Origin of the sequence: Sharpea porci, from assembly GCF_009695655.1 — a bacterium.
GTDB classification, from domain to species: domain Bacteria; phylum Bacillota_I; class Bacilli_A; order Erysipelotrichales; family Coprobacillaceae; genus Sharpea; species Sharpea porci.
The window spans coordinates 64,149-81,373 of the sequence record NZ_VUNM01000004.1 but is presented as its reverse complement, the minus strand read 5'-3'; the positions used below and the strand labels follow the sequence as shown (position 1 = coordinate 81,373).

At 37.3% G+C, this 17,225-nt stretch carries 21 protein-coding genes and 1 pseudogene; 13 read left to right on the top strand and 9 right to left on the bottom strand.

Annotated features, from left to right (window positions below; translation table 11 throughout):
* Position 1: 1 nt before the first annotated feature.
* Genes FYJ79_RS03470 through FYJ79_RS03455 form a run of 4 tightly spaced genes read right to left on the bottom strand, consistent with a single transcriptional unit; the run spans position 2 to position 2,695 of the window.
* The gene (locus FYJ79_RS03470; protein WP_154514573.1) at positions 2 to 436 is read right to left on the bottom strand and encodes a DUF4860 domain-containing protein; all 435 of its coding nucleotides are present in this window, start codon (positions 434 to 436) and stop codon (positions 2 to 4) included.
* 16 nt (positions 437 to 452) lie between these two features.
* Positions 453 to 740: a hypothetical protein gene (locus FYJ79_RS03465; protein WP_154514572.1), complete on the bottom strand. Its 288-nt coding sequence runs from the start codon at positions 738 to 740 to the stop codon at positions 453 to 455.
* Entirely contained in the window at positions 737 to 1,768 is a 1,032-nt protein-coding gene (locus tag FYJ79_RS03460) for a type II secretion system F family protein (protein ID WP_154514571.1), read from the bottom strand. The genes FYJ79_RS03465 and FYJ79_RS03460 overlap by 4 nt, the downstream gene beginning before the upstream one ends.
* A gap of 12 nt (positions 1,769 to 1,780) precedes the next feature.
* Positions 1,781 to 2,695 (bottom strand): transglutaminase-like domain-containing protein, encoded by a 915-nt coding sequence (locus tag FYJ79_RS03455; RefSeq protein ID WP_195837006.1) that lies wholly within the window; start codon positions 2,693 to 2,695, stop codon positions 1,781 to 1,783.
* 170 nt (positions 2,696 to 2,865) lie between these two features.
* On the opposite strand from FYJ79_RS03455, the gene FYJ79_RS03450 reads away from it, so the two are divergent.
* Genes FYJ79_RS03450 through FYJ79_RS03435 form a run of 4 tightly spaced genes read left to right on the top strand, consistent with a single transcriptional unit; the run spans position 2,866 to position 5,443 of the window.
* Positions 2,866 to 4,032: an AfsR/SARP family transcriptional regulator gene (locus tag FYJ79_RS03450; RefSeq protein ID WP_195837005.1), complete on the top strand. Its 1,167-nt coding sequence runs from the start codon at positions 2,866 to 2,868 to the stop codon at positions 4,030 to 4,032.
* 1 nt (position 4,033) lies between these two features.
* Positions 4,034 to 4,456, top strand: coding sequence for a hypothetical protein (locus FYJ79_RS03445; protein WP_154514568.1), 423 nt, complete (start codon positions 4,034 to 4,036; stop codon positions 4,454 to 4,456).
* A complete protein-coding gene (locus FYJ79_RS03440; RefSeq protein ID WP_154514567.1) occupies positions 4,453 to 4,647 on the top strand; it encodes a hypothetical protein in 195 nt (64 codons plus the stop codon). The genes FYJ79_RS03445 and FYJ79_RS03440 overlap by 4 nt, the downstream gene beginning before the upstream one ends.
* Positions 4,634 to 5,443, top strand: coding sequence for a hypothetical protein (locus tag FYJ79_RS03435; protein WP_154514566.1), 810 nt, complete (start codon positions 4,634 to 4,636; stop codon positions 5,441 to 5,443). Before FYJ79_RS03440 ends, FYJ79_RS03435 begins: the two co-directional genes overlap by 14 nt.
* Positions 5,444 to 5,529: 86 nt before the next feature.
* Here the strand turns inward: FYJ79_RS03435 and FYJ79_RS03430 are convergent, their stop codons facing one another.
* From FYJ79_RS03430 to FYJ79_RS03420, 3 genes are all read right to left on the bottom strand, one after another.
* Positions 5,530 to 6,543 carry a GGGtGRT protein gene (locus tag FYJ79_RS03430; protein WP_033162346.1) on the bottom strand — a complete coding sequence of 338 codons (1,014 nt, stop codon included), beginning with the start codon at positions 6,541 to 6,543 and terminating at the stop codon, positions 5,530 to 5,532.
* Positions 6,544 to 6,556: 13 nt separating this feature from the next.
* Positions 6,557 to 7,249 carry an iron-sulfur cluster assembly scaffold protein gene (locus FYJ79_RS03425; protein WP_033162345.1) on the bottom strand — a complete coding sequence of 231 codons (693 nt, stop codon included), beginning with the start codon at positions 7,247 to 7,249 and terminating at the stop codon, positions 6,557 to 6,559.
* Between the two features lie 201 nt (positions 7,250 to 7,450).
* Positions 7,451 to 7,834 (bottom strand): Hsp20/alpha crystallin family protein, encoded by a 384-nt coding sequence (locus FYJ79_RS03420; RefSeq protein WP_033162344.1) that lies wholly within the window; start codon positions 7,832 to 7,834, stop codon positions 7,451 to 7,453.
* A 195-nt stretch (positions 7,835 to 8,029) separates the two neighbouring features.
* Here FYJ79_RS03420 and FYJ79_RS03415 point away from each other — a divergent pair, with 195 nt between their 5' ends.
* From FYJ79_RS03415 to FYJ79_RS03380, 9 genes and pseudogenes are all read left to right on the top strand, one after another.
* Positions 8,030 to 8,827: a MurR/RpiR family transcriptional regulator gene (locus FYJ79_RS03415; protein WP_195837004.1), complete on the top strand. Its 798-nt coding sequence runs from the start codon at positions 8,030 to 8,032 to the stop codon at positions 8,825 to 8,827.
* A gap of 517 nt (positions 8,828 to 9,344) precedes the next feature.
* Positions 9,345 to 10,265 (top strand): annotated as a pseudogene (locus FYJ79_RS03410) (minor capsid protein); the annotation flags it as partial.
* Positions 10,259 to 10,450 (top strand): hypothetical protein, encoded by a 192-nt coding sequence (locus FYJ79_RS03405; protein ID WP_154514563.1) that lies wholly within the window; start codon positions 10,259 to 10,261, stop codon positions 10,448 to 10,450. The pseudogene FYJ79_RS03410 and the gene FYJ79_RS03405, both read left to right, overlap by 7 nt.
* A gap of 242 nt (positions 10,451 to 10,692) precedes the next feature.
* Complete coding sequence (locus tag FYJ79_RS03400) at positions 10,693 to 10,974, top strand: VG15 protein (RefSeq protein WP_154514562.1); 282 nt, start codon at positions 10,693 to 10,695, stop codon at positions 10,972 to 10,974.
* Positions 10,975 to 11,003: 29 nt separating this feature from the next.
* Complete coding sequence (locus FYJ79_RS03395; RefSeq protein WP_154514561.1) at positions 11,004 to 11,285, top strand: hypothetical protein; 282 nt, start codon at positions 11,004 to 11,006, stop codon at positions 11,283 to 11,285.
* Positions 11,286 to 12,000: 715 nt separating this feature from the next.
* The gene (locus FYJ79_RS03390; RefSeq protein ID WP_154514560.1) at positions 12,001 to 13,380 is read left to right on the top strand and encodes a glycoside hydrolase family 1 protein; all 1,380 of its coding nucleotides are present in this window, start codon (positions 12,001 to 12,003) and stop codon (positions 13,378 to 13,380) included.
* A gap of 1 nt (position 13,381) precedes the next feature.
* Positions 13,382 to 14,296, top strand: coding sequence for a PTS sugar transporter subunit IIC (locus FYJ79_RS03385; RefSeq protein WP_229771300.1), 915 nt, complete (start codon positions 13,382 to 13,384; stop codon positions 14,294 to 14,296).
* Positions 14,245 to 14,694, top strand: coding sequence for a PTS transporter subunit EIIC (locus tag FYJ79_RS12525; RefSeq protein WP_229771299.1), 450 nt, complete (start codon positions 14,245 to 14,247; stop codon positions 14,692 to 14,694). The genes FYJ79_RS03385 and FYJ79_RS12525 overlap by 52 nt, the downstream gene beginning before the upstream one ends.
* Positions 14,687 to 15,931: a glycoside hydrolase family 1 protein gene (locus FYJ79_RS03380; RefSeq protein WP_154514559.1), complete on the top strand. Its 1,245-nt coding sequence runs from the start codon at positions 14,687 to 14,689 to the stop codon at positions 15,929 to 15,931. Before FYJ79_RS12525 ends, FYJ79_RS03380 begins: the two co-directional genes overlap by 8 nt.
* Before the next feature lie 659 nt (positions 15,932 to 16,590).
* Here FYJ79_RS03380 and FYJ79_RS03375 read toward each other — a convergent pair.
* Both FYJ79_RS03375 and FYJ79_RS03370 read right to left on the bottom strand, forming a co-directional pair.
* A complete protein-coding gene (locus FYJ79_RS03375) occupies positions 16,591 to 16,797 on the bottom strand; it encodes a hypothetical protein (RefSeq protein ID WP_154514558.1) in 207 nt (68 codons plus the stop codon).
* A 77-nt stretch (positions 16,798 to 16,874) separates the two neighbouring features.
* Positions 16,875 to 17,081 (bottom strand): hypothetical protein, encoded by a 207-nt coding sequence (locus FYJ79_RS03370; RefSeq protein ID WP_154514557.1) that lies wholly within the window; start codon positions 17,079 to 17,081, stop codon positions 16,875 to 16,877.
* Positions 17,082 to 17,225 lie beyond the last annotated feature (144 nt).

Sequence of the window (17,225 nt, the reverse complement as noted above, 5' to 3'; positions counted from 1 at the left end):
ATTACTCCCCCTGCAACATTATTGTACTTGTTTCTTGATGTTTATTTGTAGTGATGGAAATAGTCAATAAATGATCATCCAGACTTAAAGAAAGATGATCAATTGGCATTAAAGTTTCACCAAGTGACTGATCAAAGGGTTGATTTGTATAAGCTTCTTTTAAATGTTGACCATCTTGATAGATATAGGTTGTGGCTTCGCCATCTTTGATTTCTAATCTGTTGTTGTGGACAGTAATTTGATTCTTGTTGTTGTTTTCTCTGATTTTTGTAAGGCAATAAGTCATGGCTGTATGACTGTTGTTGTTTTCTTCTAACTGGGCTTCAGAGTCACCATAGATCTTGATGCCAAGATGGATAACGGCAAGAGCACACATCCCAAAGACGACAAAGAGGCCTAGGACAAAGAGGATATCCATTGTATGATGTTCTTTCATAGTAATCTTCCTTTCCTTATTTCTCTATGATTGTATAGGTTGGTCTGATATTACTCGCATAGGCAACATATTCAATCGTAAACATGTCATGATCATAGACAAGATGATAATGCTTCTCAAGATAGTCTTTGTTTTCAGGATATTGACCTTCATTCGCATAACATTCATTAATCGCTCTTGCGACAGCTTGATCTAAAGCATGATAAGCTTGTTTCTTGCTGGCGGCATTCATTCTTTGCATTCCTACAATAAATCCCACAATAACAACAAGACTCAATAATGTCATCATATACTTCTTCATCATAATGACCCCATAATTCCTAATAATGGCAACATGACAGAAAGCAGAATAACACCAATAATAACAGCAAGAATGGCCACAAGAGTAGGTTCAATAATGCTTATGAGATGATCAATCGCATGATTAGCTTCTTCTTCATAGGTGGCACTGATTTTATGAAATATCTCTTCCATCCCACCTGTCTTATAACCAAGCTTAATCATTCTTGCATCCATCCCAGTCAGTACTTTGGATTCAGTCAAGCCTTGAGCAATATCCTTCTCTTCCATGATTTTTTGAGCATCTTTTATTTGCTTCAAAAGCAAGTCGTTTTCAACAAGCGAAGAAGATAATTTAAAGCTATCATCGATATCAAGACCGGAACTTAAGGCAATGGCCATGCCCGAAGTAAAGTGGGAGAGAGCGAGTTTACGTGAGATATTTTTTGAGAAGCTTGCTTTTGATAAATAGTGGGAAAGTTTTTGTTGGCCTTTTGCCGTCTTTGTAAGATAGAAGTAAAGCAGGACAAGCAGGACAAGCAAAATCACAAAGACAAAGATATAGTTGTTGAGAAAAAGACCAAGATGAAGAATGAAGGAAGCTGAGCCTGAAAGGGTACTTCCTAACTGCATATAGACACGGTTGAAGATGGGCAAGACCTGGGTGATAAGAATAATGACAACTGCCATCATCATCACAATCATAATAAGAGGATAGGCAATTGCACTTCTTAAGTCTTCACTGCTTGTATGCAGTCTTGCGTAGTGCTTACTTAAGGCGTCCATGACATTTTCTAATGTTCCACTTTCTTCTCCAATATGGACCATCTCCAACATATAGTCAGGAAAGGCCTCAGTGGACATTAAGGCTTTATAGAAGCTCGCTCCTTGATCTAGCTCATTGCTGATGCGGGCTAAGTGGACATGTAGAGGTGAAGTATGATTATCTTCGTTCATAATGCTGATGCCTTCATAGGGTGAAATACCCGCATGAAGAATCATTGCCACCTGTCCTGTAAAATTCGCAATTTCTTTATTCGTTAATTGACGCATATCTCGTCTCTCCTAATACTTATATTTTTCAGTATAATGACTCTTATCCGTAATAAATTTCTTAACAATATCACTATCAGGATCTTCTGAAGCAATCGTTGGATCCATTAGTGACCAGTTCTTACCATCAAACTTAATCAAATTATCAATCCAACCTGTCTCCTTTGTATAAACCCCAATCCAGGCATGATAAATCACGCCATCAGGAGTATTGGCATAGCCAATCAACATCCTGGTAGGAATATGTTGTGAACGCAACATACAGGCCATCACAGCCGCATAATCAAAACAGATACCCACTTTCTTCTCCATGATTTCATCAATTTTGGGAATATATCCGGCAAGCTGTCCATTATTGGCAAGCTTGGATTTATTTTCATCATAGTGAATATGTTTCACACAATAGTTATAAACCTTGGTCACAACATCTAAATCACTATGAGCATCTTTGACAAGCTTAGCTGCAAACTCAACCGTCTTTGTCTTCTTGTTGTAGTTGACATATTGATTGGGATAGAGATAGGTTGTAGTATCATTCTTAATCTTAAGGGAAGCGGTGGTTGTATAGGAAAGGTAGTATTTGTTGGCGGAAGCATGTTCATAAAGCACAAACTTATAGTTGCCATTACCACCTGTTAAAGGGAAAATGTTTTCGTTTGGCTGAAGGTCATAGGTATAGGGATCGGTTTCATTGGGATTGTAGATACGAAACTTCACCTGGCTGTTCGTGCCATGATAGATGACAATCATGTAGCCATCTAAGGCGTTAGAGATATCAATTGTCACTAGCTTGTTGCCAATATCTTTGTCTCCTCGCTTACATATAGCGACATAAGGTGTATTGTCACGTGTTTTTTCATGCGTGCTTTTTTGTGTACATCCCACCATGATGAGCATACATAAAATTATCAACCATTTTTTTGACACACCCATCACCTCTGTATCTATTATATACGCTATAATAGCCTTTGACTAAAAAATTACGTAAAAAGGTCAAATGAACATGACATTTCTACCAATACTTCATAATTGTATGACTGAATTAATTTGAAGTGACGCTAAAGTTTGCTATAATGTTAGGAGCGAGGAATAATATTATGAATGACAAAATAATTACTGTACGTACATTTGGACAGTTTGCAATTTCCTATCATGGCCAGATGATGACGATGCAGGAAATGAAATCCAACAAGCTTATTCTTTTATTTGTCTACTTTCTCAATCATCAAAAAGATAAGATTACAAGCGAACAAATCATTCAGTTCCTGTGGGCTTATGAAGATATCGATAGCCCTACAAATGCCTTAAAAAATCTTGTTTATCGTTTACGTACGATCTTGAAAAAAGTGCTTGGTTTAGAAGGTGTGATTAAGACTGGAAGAGGCTCGTATCATCTTAATCCTGATTTTACTTTTGATGTGGATGCTTTTACTTTTAAGGATATTGTTGATCATCAAGAAGACTATACGATGCCTGAATATTATGTGAAGGCATTAAGTCTATATCGGGGTGATTATTTATCGGAATTGAATGGGGATCGTCATATAGTTGTTGAGGCAATGACATATCGCCAAATGGCGACAACACTGATTTTTCATTATGCTCATTATCTTGAAGAACATAAGGATTATTTGAAGATGATTGAAGTTGCGAAAAAAGGCAGTGAGTATGATCAAACGAATGAATCTCTCTATGCTTTATGGATTAAGGGTCTTTATTTAAATAGACAATATGAAGAAGCGGGAAAGGTATATACGGCTGTTGTTGATCATTTTTATCACACGCTTGGCACTTATCCAAGTGAAGAATTACAAAGTCTTTATGCCCTCATTCAGAAAGAGACGCATACTGCCTCATCCACAATCATTGATGTCATGAAGGACTTAGAAGATTGTCATAAAACTGGGGCTATGTATGTGGAATATGGTACGTTTCGCACAATCTTTACTTTACAATCCAGGGTGATTGACCGTGTTGGCCTTAGTTCTTATATTTGTCTAGTGACTGTCAAATATTATCCTGAAGATGAAAAAGGCAAGCGTTATTTATGTAAGACAATGGAAGACTTAAAGACGACCTTTGTCTCATCACTGCGTACGGGTGATGTGATTTGTCGTTATTCCTATAATCAATATGTTGTGATGTTGACAATGTGTAATTATGAAGATGCATGTCAGGTGATGAATCGTGTCACAGCCCGTATTAATCGTAATTTAAATAATAAAGGTATTGCATTACAGCTAGCAATGCAGGAAGTGAAATAAGATGGAAAACTATATACAAAGTGCTCCCCATGCTTTTATGCATGTCACTATTGATGGCATTCATCCAATAAGAGGGAAAATCTACAATGCTGCTATAAAAGATCCTATTGATTTTATAGATTTCAACGAACTGATCATTAAAGGTGATCAGATGTTTAATAGTATTGGTAATCCTATGCCAAGTGTCCAGCTTAGAAGCTTTCGCTCTAAGAAAGCTAATATCAATTATCAAGCTTCTCCAAAGCTCTATCATGACTACCATGATCTAAGAAAGATAGAAGGCAAGAAAATGAGCTTAGATATCTATCTGAAATCAAGACACGAGGCAGGCTGGCAGGGCTTTCTCTTGATTGAGGGAAAATGCTCTCAATTTCATGGAATTATGGAATTATTAAATGTGATGAATACGGAGGTACTATCTTGAAAATACGTTCAAAAGCACAGTCTTTTATGATTACTGTGCGGGAAAATGATGATAAGATCTGGCAGGGGGATATTACTTGGATAGACAATAATCGTACCCAGCAATTTCGCAGTGCTCTAGAACTTTTGAATCTCATTAATTCAGCATTAGAAGATGATCGTGAGGAGGAAAAGAAGAATGAAATATTATGATGAAGCACATCTCCCACCAACAATCGGACAAGCTATTGATGCCTATGGAGATCAAGACATACAATCAATCCAACTCTATGGAGAAATAGATCCTACTCATGGCTTTATTGTCACAAAGAAAGGTTTTTATTTCTGTGTGAAACAACCAGGCTTTGTCTCTTTTGATGATTTAGAAGATATCATAATTCATAAAGAACATGGCAAGAGTGATCAGCTTATTCTTAAAGGGGCTAAGACTGCCCGTTTTAATGGTAATGAAGAGTTTTGTGAAAAGATTGCTCAAGCTGTGAGTGAATTGAAGGATCTTCCTGTTCATTATGATATGAGTGATGTGGATGCTATTTATTATTATGGTGGTATTATTCTTCATGATATTCAGGATGATGTCTATGAAGATACGACCTTGACAGATTTGCAGGAAGAATATCTACATGCTTATCTTGAGGAAATTGAAGAAAATAAAGAGACGGAATTACAGACTTATATGATGAATATGAGTTTGCTTGGGGATAAGATTTTAAAACTTGTTGAAGAACTTGAACTTGATAGTGAGGAAATTGATGCTTTAGAAGCGGCGGTAAAGCGTGATCAAGAGAAACAGAAATCGATGTTTGATCAGGCTAAGGAAATGTATGAGAAGAATCCTGATCTTATGAAAAACATGACCGGTATTGATTTAGAGAATATTAAGAATAAATCGCCTGAAGAACTTAATCAGATGTTGGATGATTTATGTGATCGTTTCCATATTTCTAAAGACCAATTAATGCAGTTAGCAGCTAAATTTAAGCAGTAAACCAGTCATAATGACTGGTTTTAAAATACGAAAAAAGGAAGGTTCATAGGAGAAGACCTTCCTTTTATTATTAAAGTTGAATGATTTTAGAATTTGCCTTCAGCAGCAGCTTTTTCAACTGCAACAGCAACGGCAACAGTAGCACCAACCATTGGGTTATTACCCATACCGATTAAGCCCATCATTTCTACGTGAGCAGGTACTGATGAAGAACCAGCGAACTGAGCATCTGAGTGCATACGACCCATAGTATCAGTCATACCATATGAAGCAGGTCCTGCAGCCATGTTATCTGGATGTAATGTACGACCAGTTCCTCCACCAGAAGCAACTGAGAAGTAAGGTCTACCAGCTTCAATTCTTTCCTTCTTATAAGTACCAGCTACTGGATGCTGGAAACGAGTTGGGTTAGTTGAGTTACCTGTGATAGATACATCAACATCTTCTAACCACATGATAGCTACGCCTTCACGTACGTCATCTGCACCATAGCAGTTAACTTTAGCTCTATCACCATCAGAGTAAGGAGTTCTTGAAAGAACATTTACTTTACCAGTGAAATAATCGAACTGTGTTTCAACATAAGTGAAACCGTTAACTCTTGAGATGATCTTAGCAGCATCTTTACCTAAACCATTTAAGATAACTCTTAATGGCTGCTGTCTTACTGTATTTGCGTTTAATGCAATCTTGATTGCACCTTCAGCAGCAGCGAAAGATTCATGACCAGCTAAGAATGCGAAACACTTAGTTTCTTCGTCAAGTAATCTTGCACCTAAGTTACCATGACCTAAACCAACTTTACGGTCATCAGCAACTGAACCAGGGATACAGAATGACTGTAAACCTTCACCAATAGTCTTTGCAGCATCTTTTGCTTTCTTATCACCATGCTTGATAGCTAAAGCAGCACCTACAGTGTAAGCCCATTTAGCGTTTTCGAAGCAGATTGGCTGTGTAGACTGAACGATACCATAAGCATCTACGCCTGCATCGTCACAGATCTTCTTTGCTTCTTCTAAGTCTTTAATGCCATATTCATTTAACTTAGCGTTGATCTGTTTAATTCTTCTTTCATAACCTTCGAATTCGATAGCCATTATGTAATCCTCCTTATTCCTTTCTTGGATCGATGTACTTAGCAGCATTTTCGAATCTACCATAGTGACCAGTAGCTTTCTTAACAGCTTCGTTAGCATCTTCTCCAGCCTTAATCATATCCATCATTCTACCTAAGTTAACGAATTCATATCCGCAGATCTGATCATCATTATCTAAGGCAACTCTTGTGATATAACCTTCAGTTAATTCAAGGTAACGAGGACCTTTAGCTTTAGTTGCATAAGTTGTACCAACCATTGATCTTAAGCCTTTACCTAAGTCTTCAAGACCGGCACCGATGACTAAACCACCTTCAGAGAATGCAGACTGTGAACGACCGTAAACAATCTGTAAGAATAATTCTCTCATAGCAGTGTTGATGGCATCACATACTAAGTCAGTATTTAATGCTTCAAGTACTGTACGACCAACAATAGCTTCAGCAGCCATTGCTGCAGAATGTGTCATACCAGAACATCCAACTGTTTCAATTAAACATTCTTCGATGATACCTTCCTTAACATTTAAAGATAATTTAGCAGTACCCTGCTGAGGTGCACACCAGCCGATACCATGAGTGTATCCAGAGATATCCTTAATCTCTTTTGAATAAACCCATTTTCCTTCTTCAGGAATAGGGGCACAACCATGATTGCCGCCCTGTTTAACGCAATACATTTCTTCAACTTCGTTTGAATAAATCATTTTTTACTCCTTTCTCCTATGACGCGTTTCTGACTTCGTCCAAAAAGTCAGACTAAAAGGTGAGGGTTTCACCTACGGAAATTATATTCTCTAGCCCCTTTAAAGTCAACAAAACTCTTGACTTTAGCACAATCTCAATAAACACAAAAAAGGCATCCAGATGGATGCCAAATTTATATGAATAACAGGGGGTAATTTCTGTTAGTCGATATTAATATAATGAGTTTCTTCAATTTTCTTAGGTGCTTCTTTAGGTAAAGTAATAAACAATTCACCATTTTCAAAGCGTGCTTTAATGTCTTCAGGCTTGAATTCTTCACCAACATAGAAGCTACGACTAGCATCGCCATGATAACGTTCGCTACGAATCATATTGCCTTCTTTGACTTCTGATGCAGTCACAGAAACAGTCAAATAACCATCTTTCAAATTAAGCTTTACCTGTTCTTTGTTGATACCTGGTAATTCAATAGCTAAAACATAGTTATCACCCTGTTCATAAATATCAGTTTTCATTGAACTTACTTTCTTTGCAGGGGCAAAGTAATCATCATTAAATAAGTCATCGAATAAATTAAAATACATATATTTCCACTCCTTTTGTGTTTCTTTATCTTTTACATCTATTACTTTACTCTTCTATTTTAGCAGTGTCAACTAATAAGTGCTAAAAATAAGCACTTTCTTTTAAAGAGTGCTAAATACGGTGCGTTTAAGAATGAATGCTATGGTTGTTGTGCAATAATTTGGTATACTATGGGATATAGGAGTGTGGAGAAGATGATTAAGGGTATTTCTATCATGGCAAGATTGCTGAATTTTGTAAATTTTGGAGAGGGTAAGGCTTCGGAATATGATGTCGCAAGAATGATAGTGAAGCATTATCATGAAATTCCACAGCTGACAATCTATGAACTTGCAGATTTATGCTTTGTTTCAGCGAGTACCATTACAAGATTTGTAAGGAAACTTGGTTATGCAAGCTATAAGGATTTTAAAGATGAGATTGCTTCGACGCTTGCAATTGATGTCGATTATGATAAAAAGGTTGTGAATGCGAAAGAAACAGATCTCCAATCCATCTTTCAGACATATACTCAAAACGTCATTGAGAATATTCAATTCACTTATGAAAATATAGATTATAGACAAATGGAACGTATTGCAGAAATGCTTCATGATGCCTCTTCTATTGCCTTCTTTGGCTTAGAATATGCGAACTATGCAGGCTTGCATTTTCAAAACAAGATGTCTTCCTTTAATCGCTTTGTTCAAATCGGGACAAGTGATGAAAAACAGTTAGAGCTAGCACAAAGTCTAAGTCAGGGCTCACTAGCTATTGTTGTCTCATTAGAAGGTAGTTTCTTTTACCATCATGAAGACATTATGAATACACTTGTTAAGAATCGATGTAAGATTGTTTCTATCACAATGTTGCGTGTGGGGAAAGTCTTGCAGTTCTCGGATGAAGTTATTCATATTAATAAGATGAATAATTCTACGGAAGGTAGAATCACAATCATGTATTTCCTAGAATTACTGATTATGAACTACTATATTCGTTATGGTTCAAAATAAAATTTCATAAAGTGATACATTTATTCTAAAAAAGCCCTTAAAATGTTTTTTTTTGCTATGAAAAGTCATGAAATGCACCTAATTAGTAACAAAGAATCATGCCGCCAAATGCCGCGGCTGCGCATGAGAAAGGGGGCGGCAGTGATGACTGCCAGTTCCCCCCTTGTTCCTATATCCTCATGCAGTTGATCTCCCTGTACAGGACGTTCTTCTAGTCGTTTGGGTAGACATCGAAAGTTATGTCATTCATCTTGTGTCCGAGAACCTTCTTGCGCACGTAGATGTTTACGCTGTTAAGTTGGCATAGCGATGCGAACGTCTTTCTTGTGTTATGCATCGTGTGGCTGATGCCAAGCGCATCATTAACGGATACAAGCATCCTTCCGCAATGCTACATTCAGCGACATGATACGGATGTCCCAGGATATCCTGAGAAATGGCATCAACAGCCTCATCCAGGTCGGGCTTATCCAGAGAAAGACCCAAAGAGTGCTGAGAAGGAAAGTTCAAGGACAAGAAGTCGGCTGCTGAGAGGCTGATACGCACCGAGATGGCAAGGGCGAGAACCGACGCACAGATGTGCGAGTACGGGGAGAACGGCTTCCAAGAGTACCAGTACATAGCCTGCGGTGGCTCTGACGTGTGCGATGTGTGCAAGAAGACGGACGACAGAGTGTTCAGCGTGAAGAAGATCATGCCTGGCGTTAACGCCCATCCTATGCATCCAAACTGCCACTGCTCGACTGCTATGTACATTGACGAGAAGAGGTACTACGAGTGGCTTGACTCATACGATCAGCATTATATGAGCTACAATGACTGGGTAGAGTGGAAAAACAATGAGATTTCAAGAGCTTTAGCGGTAAGAAATGGAAATATTTATGGAATAAAAACCACTAATGGGCAAGGTGTTTCAAATGAAACTAAGGCTGTTTTGGACAAGGATATTCACAAGTTGCTAAAGGAGTATCCAGTCTTGAAAGGTAGAATATCAGAAATAAGTTTTACTGAATTGTCCAGTAATGAGATAGCTAGTGCAAGAATTAATAAGAATCTAGATCTTGCTTTAAAACTAAATATAAACATATTCAAGAATGAAGATATGTTACATGGGCTAATTGAAAATGAGAATGACATGTTAAGTCCTGAAGGCAGTATGTATGGATACTTAAAACATGAATTCACACATTTTTTAGAGTATCAATATGCTATTGATCATTCAGAAACTGTTGATCAGGCTGGGAATGATATAGGTACTTCTAAATATGCAAATGAAATATTGGACGATGCAATAAATAATTGCGGATTAACGAAAAGTGATGATATAATGGAAGCACAGATAAGCAAGTATGCTACTTACAATAGTTCTGAAGCGATAGCTGAAGCTAATTCAACAATTAAAGAAACGGTATTGATTAAAGAAATAAAAAAATGGTGAAAAAAGATGGAGATGACAAAATTATGATAATACTACCTCCTAAAGAAATTGAAGATAAAATCAAATTCATTCACAATGACGTTGTGGCTATTGATGGCGTTAAAATGACGGAAGAGGAAAGAAAATTATTAGAGCAGTATAGAAAAGTTTTAAAAGAAGAGAGCAAAAACTGGATTGAAAGATAAAAAGTCACCGCCATGGTGGATTTTATGCTTGAAGGAGGAATGAACATGGCAAGTGATGATATGTTCAGGATAATTTACTGCATCCTGAAGGAGCTCTGTGAGTTCAAGAAGAATGGCGCAATGGTGTGCAGGACGACATTACCATGAAAGATCAAGACTTATGGAAGCGCAAATGGTGCGCTTGCTTGCCAGATGTACAATGAGCTTGCAAGGCTTCAGGATGCGAGGGCACGGATGCTGAGATGGCTAAACTGCCTGATTATCCGGAAGTTGCCATGGCTGTATATGGAATCATAAATAATCAGCATTCAACGATACTGGCGACGGTAGAGAGAATGACGAAGCAGGTTGGAGTTGACACCATACTCAAGAATGCAAGAAGGGACAATGCCGAGTTGGCCTGGGTTCCTAATGAGGCAGAGAGGTACACTTTCTGCATAACGCTTGCGTCACAGGGATGGATGCCAACTGCATGTGCGAGTTTGCAATTCGCTAGGAATTTTAATGAGCGTGAAGATCAGTAAAATGGGCTGAATCTTATTATCATGAGATATTGAAAAAGTTAACTGACACTGATAAATTATCTGATGGGACAGGATTTAGAAAAGAGCTTATTGATGAAGTAAAGAAGTACACAATTGAAAAACATTTATATATTGATGATTCAGTTTTTGAATACAATACACTGGTAGCGTTGTCGTGGCAAAGACTAGCTGAAGGTAAAATAGAAAAGCGTGATATTACTTTATTGGAGCATGAATATTATAAGATGACAATGAAAAAGATTCATCCGGAATGGAATCATATGCAAGCTCATAAGGTATCAGCAAAATGATATAATTATGACGTTGAGGTAAGAAAATTTTATGGTGATATTAAGAAACTTGATAAAAACGAGTGATAATATAATTGAATGTGACTATATCCAGAAGATAGAAAGACATATGGCCATGTATCTATCAACATCGAAACTAGGGAGATTATAGAAAAAGACAGTAAGAGAGAAGAATACGATGAAATTGACATGTATTTCAATCATGCTGCTTTGAAGCTATTAAAGATTGGAGAAACTGACGCTTTCAAAAACAATTCATTTAAGAGTGAATATTCTGTAATGTGGTATTAAAAGATGTTAGAAACAAGAAGATTGTTAACATGCTCGACAAAAAGTGATTCAATCAAGTTAGAAATGGATAGCTGACGTAGAAAAACCGGTCCCGTCTACACATTTTACATCATTTTGATGTATCTGGATGAGGGATGACTATTCTTAGAAATAGTAGACCGCCCCTCCAGCTGTCCTTTCTGTTTTATCAAGGTCAATTGTTTTATCAAGCCGGCTAAGTAGTCGGTTTTTTTGTGCATAAGGTAGAATCACAATCATGTGTTTTCTAGAATTACTGATTATGAACTACTATATTCGTTATGGCAATAAATAAAAATTTCATAAAGTGAAACTCGGCTCGTAATTCTGCAATTACGGGCTTTTTCTTGATGGCTAGAAATAGAATCAACCGTGATACGATAAGCATGCGAGGAGGAAAACTTAAATGAAACAATTTCCTAAGAACTTTTTATGGGGTGCTTCAACAAGCGCTTTCCAGGTAGAAGGTGGCTATGGAGAAGGGGGACGCGGTCTTGCCAATAGCGATATGCGTTTTATTCCAGAAGGTCAAGCTGATTTCAAGATTGCTTCAGATCATTTTCATCATTTTAAAGAAGATGTGGCATTGATGAAGGAACTTGGCTTAAAGGTCTATCGTTTCTCTTTCTTATGGAGTCGAATTATGTCCGATGGTCATAAAGTCAATGAAGAAGGATTACATTTCTATGATCAATTGATTGATGAGCTTATCAATCAAGGTATAGAACCTTTACCAACACTCTATCATTTTGAAATGCCTTATCATTTAATTGAGGAATTTGGTGGCTGGCGTGATCGTCGCTGTGTTGATGCCTATGTTGCTTATGCCAAAGTTTGCTTTGAAAGATTTGGCAAGAAGGTGAAAAACTGGATAACCATTAATGAACAGATGTGTGCCACAACACCTGATGACATGAATGGTAATCTTGAAAAAGATGATGACAAGAGACATCAAGTTCTTTACCAAATGAGCTATCATATGACCTTGGCAGAAAAGATTACAATTGGACTTTTTCATAAAATGATTGCGGATGGACATATTGGTCATGTTGTTGCCATGCAGAGTGTCTATCCCGCAACAAGTGATCCTTTAGATGTCCAGGCGGCAATGAATGCCCAGGATGAACTGATGTGGAGTTTCTTAGATTTATCGATTCAAGGCTCATATTCTCACCATTTTACAAGCTATCTTAAGAAACATGGCTGGTATCCAGAAATGTTGGAGGAAGATCAAAAGTATTTAAGAGAACATCCTGACTTTATTGGGGTTAACTATTATGCCTCATTAACAGTAAGGGCAAAGAGAAAAGATGATGACACAAGTCATATGCCTCCATTCTTTGTTTCTGATCAGTTCTATGTGGTGAGAAATACGAAACTTAAGCCAACCGAATGGATGCATTTTGGTATTGACCCAGAAGGGCTCTATATGGGAATGAGAGCTATCTATGATCGCTATCACTTACCAATGATCATTACCGAAAATGGTATGGCTTATAGTGATATACTGGAAGATGGTCATATTCATGATGTTTACCGTATTGATTATTTAGAGAAACATTTGGCTCAAGTAGCGCGCTTAGTTGACGAGGGCTATCCGGTATTAGGCTATTGTCCATGGTCATTTGTGGATCTTGTTAGCAGTCATGAAGGATTTGGCAAGCGTTATGGCTTAGTTTATGTCAATCGTACAAATACTGATCCAAAAGACTGTAAGAGAATAAAGAAAGACAGTTTCTATTGGTATCAAAAAGTTATTAAAAATAATATGTTAGAAGGGGAATAATATGGATAAATTTATATCATTTATGGAAGATCATTTTCTTCCTGTAGCAACAAAAATTTCAAGTAATAAATATTTAAAATCAATATCATCAGGCTCTATGTCATTGCTTGGTGTGATTATGGTGGGGGCTATCTTTACAATATTTACATCTATTACTTTTGCACCATATCAAGCTTTTTTAAAGGCAACGGGTTTAGGAACTTTACTTGCTTATGTACCTGATTTTACAACTAATCTTATTGGTCTCTACATGGCGTTCTCTATTGCCTATCACGGTGCTAAGGAATTTGGTATTGGTGAAAATGCTTTTAATACAGGATTGCTTTCTCTTGTCGCATTCATCATGCTTTCACCAGTGACCGTTCAAAAGAATGGTCCACTCGCTAATAATATGTTTAATGCAACATATTTTGGTCCAAAAGCTGTTATTTCGGCGATTATTGTCGCTCTTGTTGTTGTTCAGATTATGCGCTTTTTTATGAATAAGAATATGACGATTAAGATGCCTGAAGGCGTTCCACCAATGGTTTCAAAATCATTTATTTCTTTGATACCAGCAGTTGTCATTGTAGTGCTTTTTGGTCTGATCAAGTTAGGCTTTAATGCGACATCATACAAAACATTCAATGATTTTATTTATACAATTCTACAGACACCATTACAGTCACTTGTAGGCTCATTCCCTGCCTTCCTCTTATTAGTGATCATTTCCCAAATTCTCTGGTTCTTTGGTATTCATGGTTCACAGACAGTTTTACCAATTGTTCTTCCAATTTGGTTAGGCTATATGGCTGAAAATGGAGCAGCTATTAAAGCTGGAAAATCTGTCGCTCATGTCATTAACTTTGGCTTATGGGATTTAGCTTGTATTGGTGGTTGTGGTGCAACAATTGTTGTGGTGCAACAATTGGCTTAGTAACAATGATGTTCTTCTTTGCCAAGAGTAAACGTTATAAAGCATTCTCTAAGGTTGTATTCCCTTGTGGTATCTTCTCAATTAATGAACCACTGATCTTTGGTGTTCCACTTATGTTGAATGTAATGACATTAATCCCATTTGTTTTATGTCCTGTTGTTGTAGTTACACTTGGATATGTCTTAATGCAGTTAGGTGTGATTGCGCCTTATATGGGTATTCTAGGTGTTGGCTCTATGCCACCTCTTATTCATGGCATTCTCAATGGTTCTTTAAGTGCCGGTATTTATGAATTATTTGCGGTAGGATTAAGCTGTCTGATTTGGTATCCATTCTTTAAGATGCTCGACAATGAGGCTTTAAAAGAAGAACAGGAAGCGTTAGAATCACATGATTAATATTAAGGATTATGAAGACGTTGTTTTTCCATCAGATTTTCTTTGGGGCGTATCAACTGCTGGCCAACAAATAGAAGGCAACAACAACTCTTTCTATGACGATGAAGAAACGGCTCCTAAAAAGCCTGGCTATGTAATGGCTGGTAAGGCATGTAACAGCTATAATATGTATGAAGAAGACATTCAACTTATTAAAGCTATGCATCTTAATACATACCGTATGTCTTTGGAATGGAGCCGTATTGAACCAGTTGAGGGTGAATTTAATCAAGAAGCCATTGAACACTATCATAAGGTTTTACGTGCACTTAAAAGGGAAGGCATTCAAGTTGCATTAACACTACATCATAATTCTCATCCTGTCTGGTTTGAAAAGAAGAAAGCTTTTCGTATCATGGATAACCTTGATTATTGGCTGCGTTATGTAAAGTTAGTTGTTCAGGAATATGATCAATATGTGGATTATTATCTTACATTAAATGAAATTAATATCGTCTTTGAATATTCAAGAGACGAAGGCATCAATCTTCTACAATATCATGCCAAAGCATACCAGCTTATTAAACAATATTCTACAAAGCCAGTTTCACTTCCTCTTAACTATGCACAAAAACAGCCTATGCGTGCATATGATGAAGCTGATCAGCTCATGGCACAGTATATTGATTATATGGAACAAGGCTTCTTTATCAATGCGATTCGTACGGGGGAAATCGTTGTGCCTGAACATGATGTATTGATGATACCTGAACTTAAGGATTCTGTAGACTTCTGGGCTATTAATGTCTATACTCGTCAGCTGATCAACAGCCGAAAAAAGCTCTTCCGTTTTGATCACTATAATGCCACTCACTTTCATTCTTCTGATGAACCGTTCTTTAGTGATGAGATTTGTCCTGAAGTAATCTATAACGCTCTTCACCGTTTATCAGATAAACCTATACTTATCACCGAAAATGGCATCGCCACAACACATGATCGCTATCGTATAATCTATATAGCTTCAATGCTTCAGGCTATTCATCAAGCAATGGACGAAGGAGTAAAAGTGCTCGGCTATTTTCATTGGAGCTTGTTGGACAACTGGGAGTGGGGGTCATATATGCCTAAATTTGGCTTGGCTACTTATGATCATGAAACTTATAAACGTACACTTAAGAAAAGTGGCAAGTTCTATGGTACAATTGCGAAAGAAGGTAAGCTTACTCAAGACATAATTCAACAATTCTACAAATAAAACTTGAATCACTCTTTTGGAGTGATTCTTTTTGATAGAAAGAATATATTATAATAAGGATGGAGAATAAAGATATTCAATACTGATGAAAGTGGTTTTTGAAATTTCTAGAAATATTCTTGATTGAAAGAAGAAATCATAATATCCTGTCTTTGACAGTTGTACATATAAAAGCCCTCAGAAACACTGATATATTCAGCGTTTTTTGAAGGGCTTTTTGCTTAAAAAATGTGCTAATATCTTCCTTTCTTGTATTAAAAAAATAATTGTTAGGGGTTACATAATGGTATTAAAATGATATAATTACCACGTTATGAAAATATAGCTGTTTTTTGTATTTTGTAATTTTTTTCTGATAGAAAACTTCTCTCAGTTAACCTCTATATAAGGACGAACCTAGCATTATATTTGTCAAGAGCTTTGCCGTTAGCCTGATTGGTCATTGGCACGAACTGCCTGATATATCTCGCTATCTTCTCCATGAAATGTCTTCCTTTATATCTGTGGTTGAACCTGTACTCCTGCTCAGCCAGAAGCAGCGGAAGGTTCCTCTTGCATAGGCCCTTGTAGATGTCTTGATATTGTTCTCAAAGTTGCTGGTTATAATATTGAGCCACTTCATCTTGTGGTTTCCATCATGGTAGTCAACTCTCGAGTTCTCAAGATTCACGTAATCCTTCATCCACATGAAGCTTCATGTACCTGGGATGCTTGTTGTCTTCACCAGTGGAAAGAACCATCAGCACCTGCTGCTTGTTCTCTGAGACTTTTCCACGCTTGCCGCGAGGATTTCTTCCACCAACCTCAATGATCTCAGCCTTATAGAACATTGATTCAAGTTTCTTCTCATTGTTGCTTTCAGCCATAAGGATCCTGAACTTTCTCAGGTATCTTCGGGCTGTCTTGACTGAGACATCAATGCTGTTGGCTAGATTAGGCGCACTCAGTCTTCTGCTGCTTGTGAAAAAGAGATAGAGAGCAGCAAGGATCTGAAGAAGCGTAAGGTTTGAGCTATCAAGGATAGTTCCTCCAAGCAGGGTATGCTGCTTGCCGCATTTCTTGCACTGAAGGATGTATCCATTCCTGATGTCACTTCTCTTGATGAGATAATACTCATGGCATTCGCATCTGTCGCATACGAATCCTTCATGGTAGTGACCTCCTTGACCATCTAAAACTATTGTAGCATAGATTCAAGAACGAGGTCGTATAGTGAGACTGTTTAAATCCCATATTGGGGATTATATTTCGAAACAAAAAACGCTTACTGAGAGTTGTTCCCTATCAGAATTAT

Bases quoted from the DNA above. Each gene is read 5' to 3' on its own strand.
- FYJ79_RS03470 (WP_154514573.1), bottom strand. From the start codon at position 436: ATGAAAGAACATCATACAATGGATATCCTCTTTGTCCTAGGCCTCTTT.
- FYJ79_RS03465 (WP_154514572.1), bottom strand. From the start codon at position 740: ATGATGAAGAAGTATATGATGACATTATTGAGTCTTGTTGTTATTGTG.
- FYJ79_RS03460 (WP_154514571.1), bottom strand. From the start codon at position 1,768: ATGCGTCAATTAACGAATAAAGAAATTGCGAATTTTACAGGACAGGTG.
- FYJ79_RS03450 (WP_195837005.1), top strand. From the start codon at position 2,866: ATGAATGACAAAATAATTACTGTACGTACATTTGGACAGTTTGCAATT.
- FYJ79_RS03445 (WP_154514568.1), top strand. From the start codon at position 4,034: ATGGAAAACTATATACAAAGTGCTCCCCATGCTTTTATGCATGTCACT.
- FYJ79_RS03435 (WP_154514566.1), top strand. From the start codon at position 4,634: ATGAAATATTATGATGAAGCACATCTCCCACCAACAATCGGACAAGCT.
- FYJ79_RS03430 (WP_033162346.1), bottom strand. From the start codon at position 6,543: ATGGCTATCGAATTCGAAGGTTATGAAAGAAGAATTAAACAGATCAAC.
- FYJ79_RS03425 (WP_033162345.1), bottom strand. From the start codon at position 7,249: ATGATTTATTCAAACGAAGTTGAAGAAATGTATTGCGTTAAACAGGGC.
- FYJ79_RS03420 (WP_033162344.1), bottom strand. From the start codon at position 7,834: ATGTATTTTAATTTATTCGATGACTTATTTAATGATGATTACTTTGCC.
- FYJ79_RS03415 (WP_195837004.1), top strand. From the start codon at position 8,030: ATGATTAAGGGTATTTCTATCATGGCAAGATTGCTGAATTTTGTAAAT.
- FYJ79_RS03405 (WP_154514563.1), top strand. From the start codon at position 10,259: ATGGTGAAAAAAGATGGAGATGACAAAATTATGATAATACTACCTCCT.
- FYJ79_RS03400 (WP_154514562.1), top strand. From the start codon at position 10,693: ATGGCTAAACTGCCTGATTATCCGGAAGTTGCCATGGCTGTATATGGA.
- FYJ79_RS03390 (WP_154514560.1), top strand. From the start codon at position 12,001: ATGAAACAATTTCCTAAGAACTTTTTATGGGGTGCTTCAACAAGCGCT.
- FYJ79_RS03385 (WP_229771300.1), top strand. From the start codon at position 13,382: ATGGATAAATTTATATCATTTATGGAAGATCATTTTCTTCCTGTAGCA.
- FYJ79_RS03380 (WP_154514559.1), top strand. From the start codon at position 14,687: ATGATTAATATTAAGGATTATGAAGACGTTGTTTTTCCATCAGATTTT.
- FYJ79_RS03375 (WP_154514558.1), bottom strand. From the start codon at position 16,797: ATGGCTGAAAGCAACAATGAGAAGAAACTTGAATCAATGTTCTATAAG.
- FYJ79_RS03370 (WP_154514557.1), bottom strand. From the start codon at position 17,081: ATGAAGGATTCGTATGCGACAGATGCGAATGCCATGAGTATTATCTCA.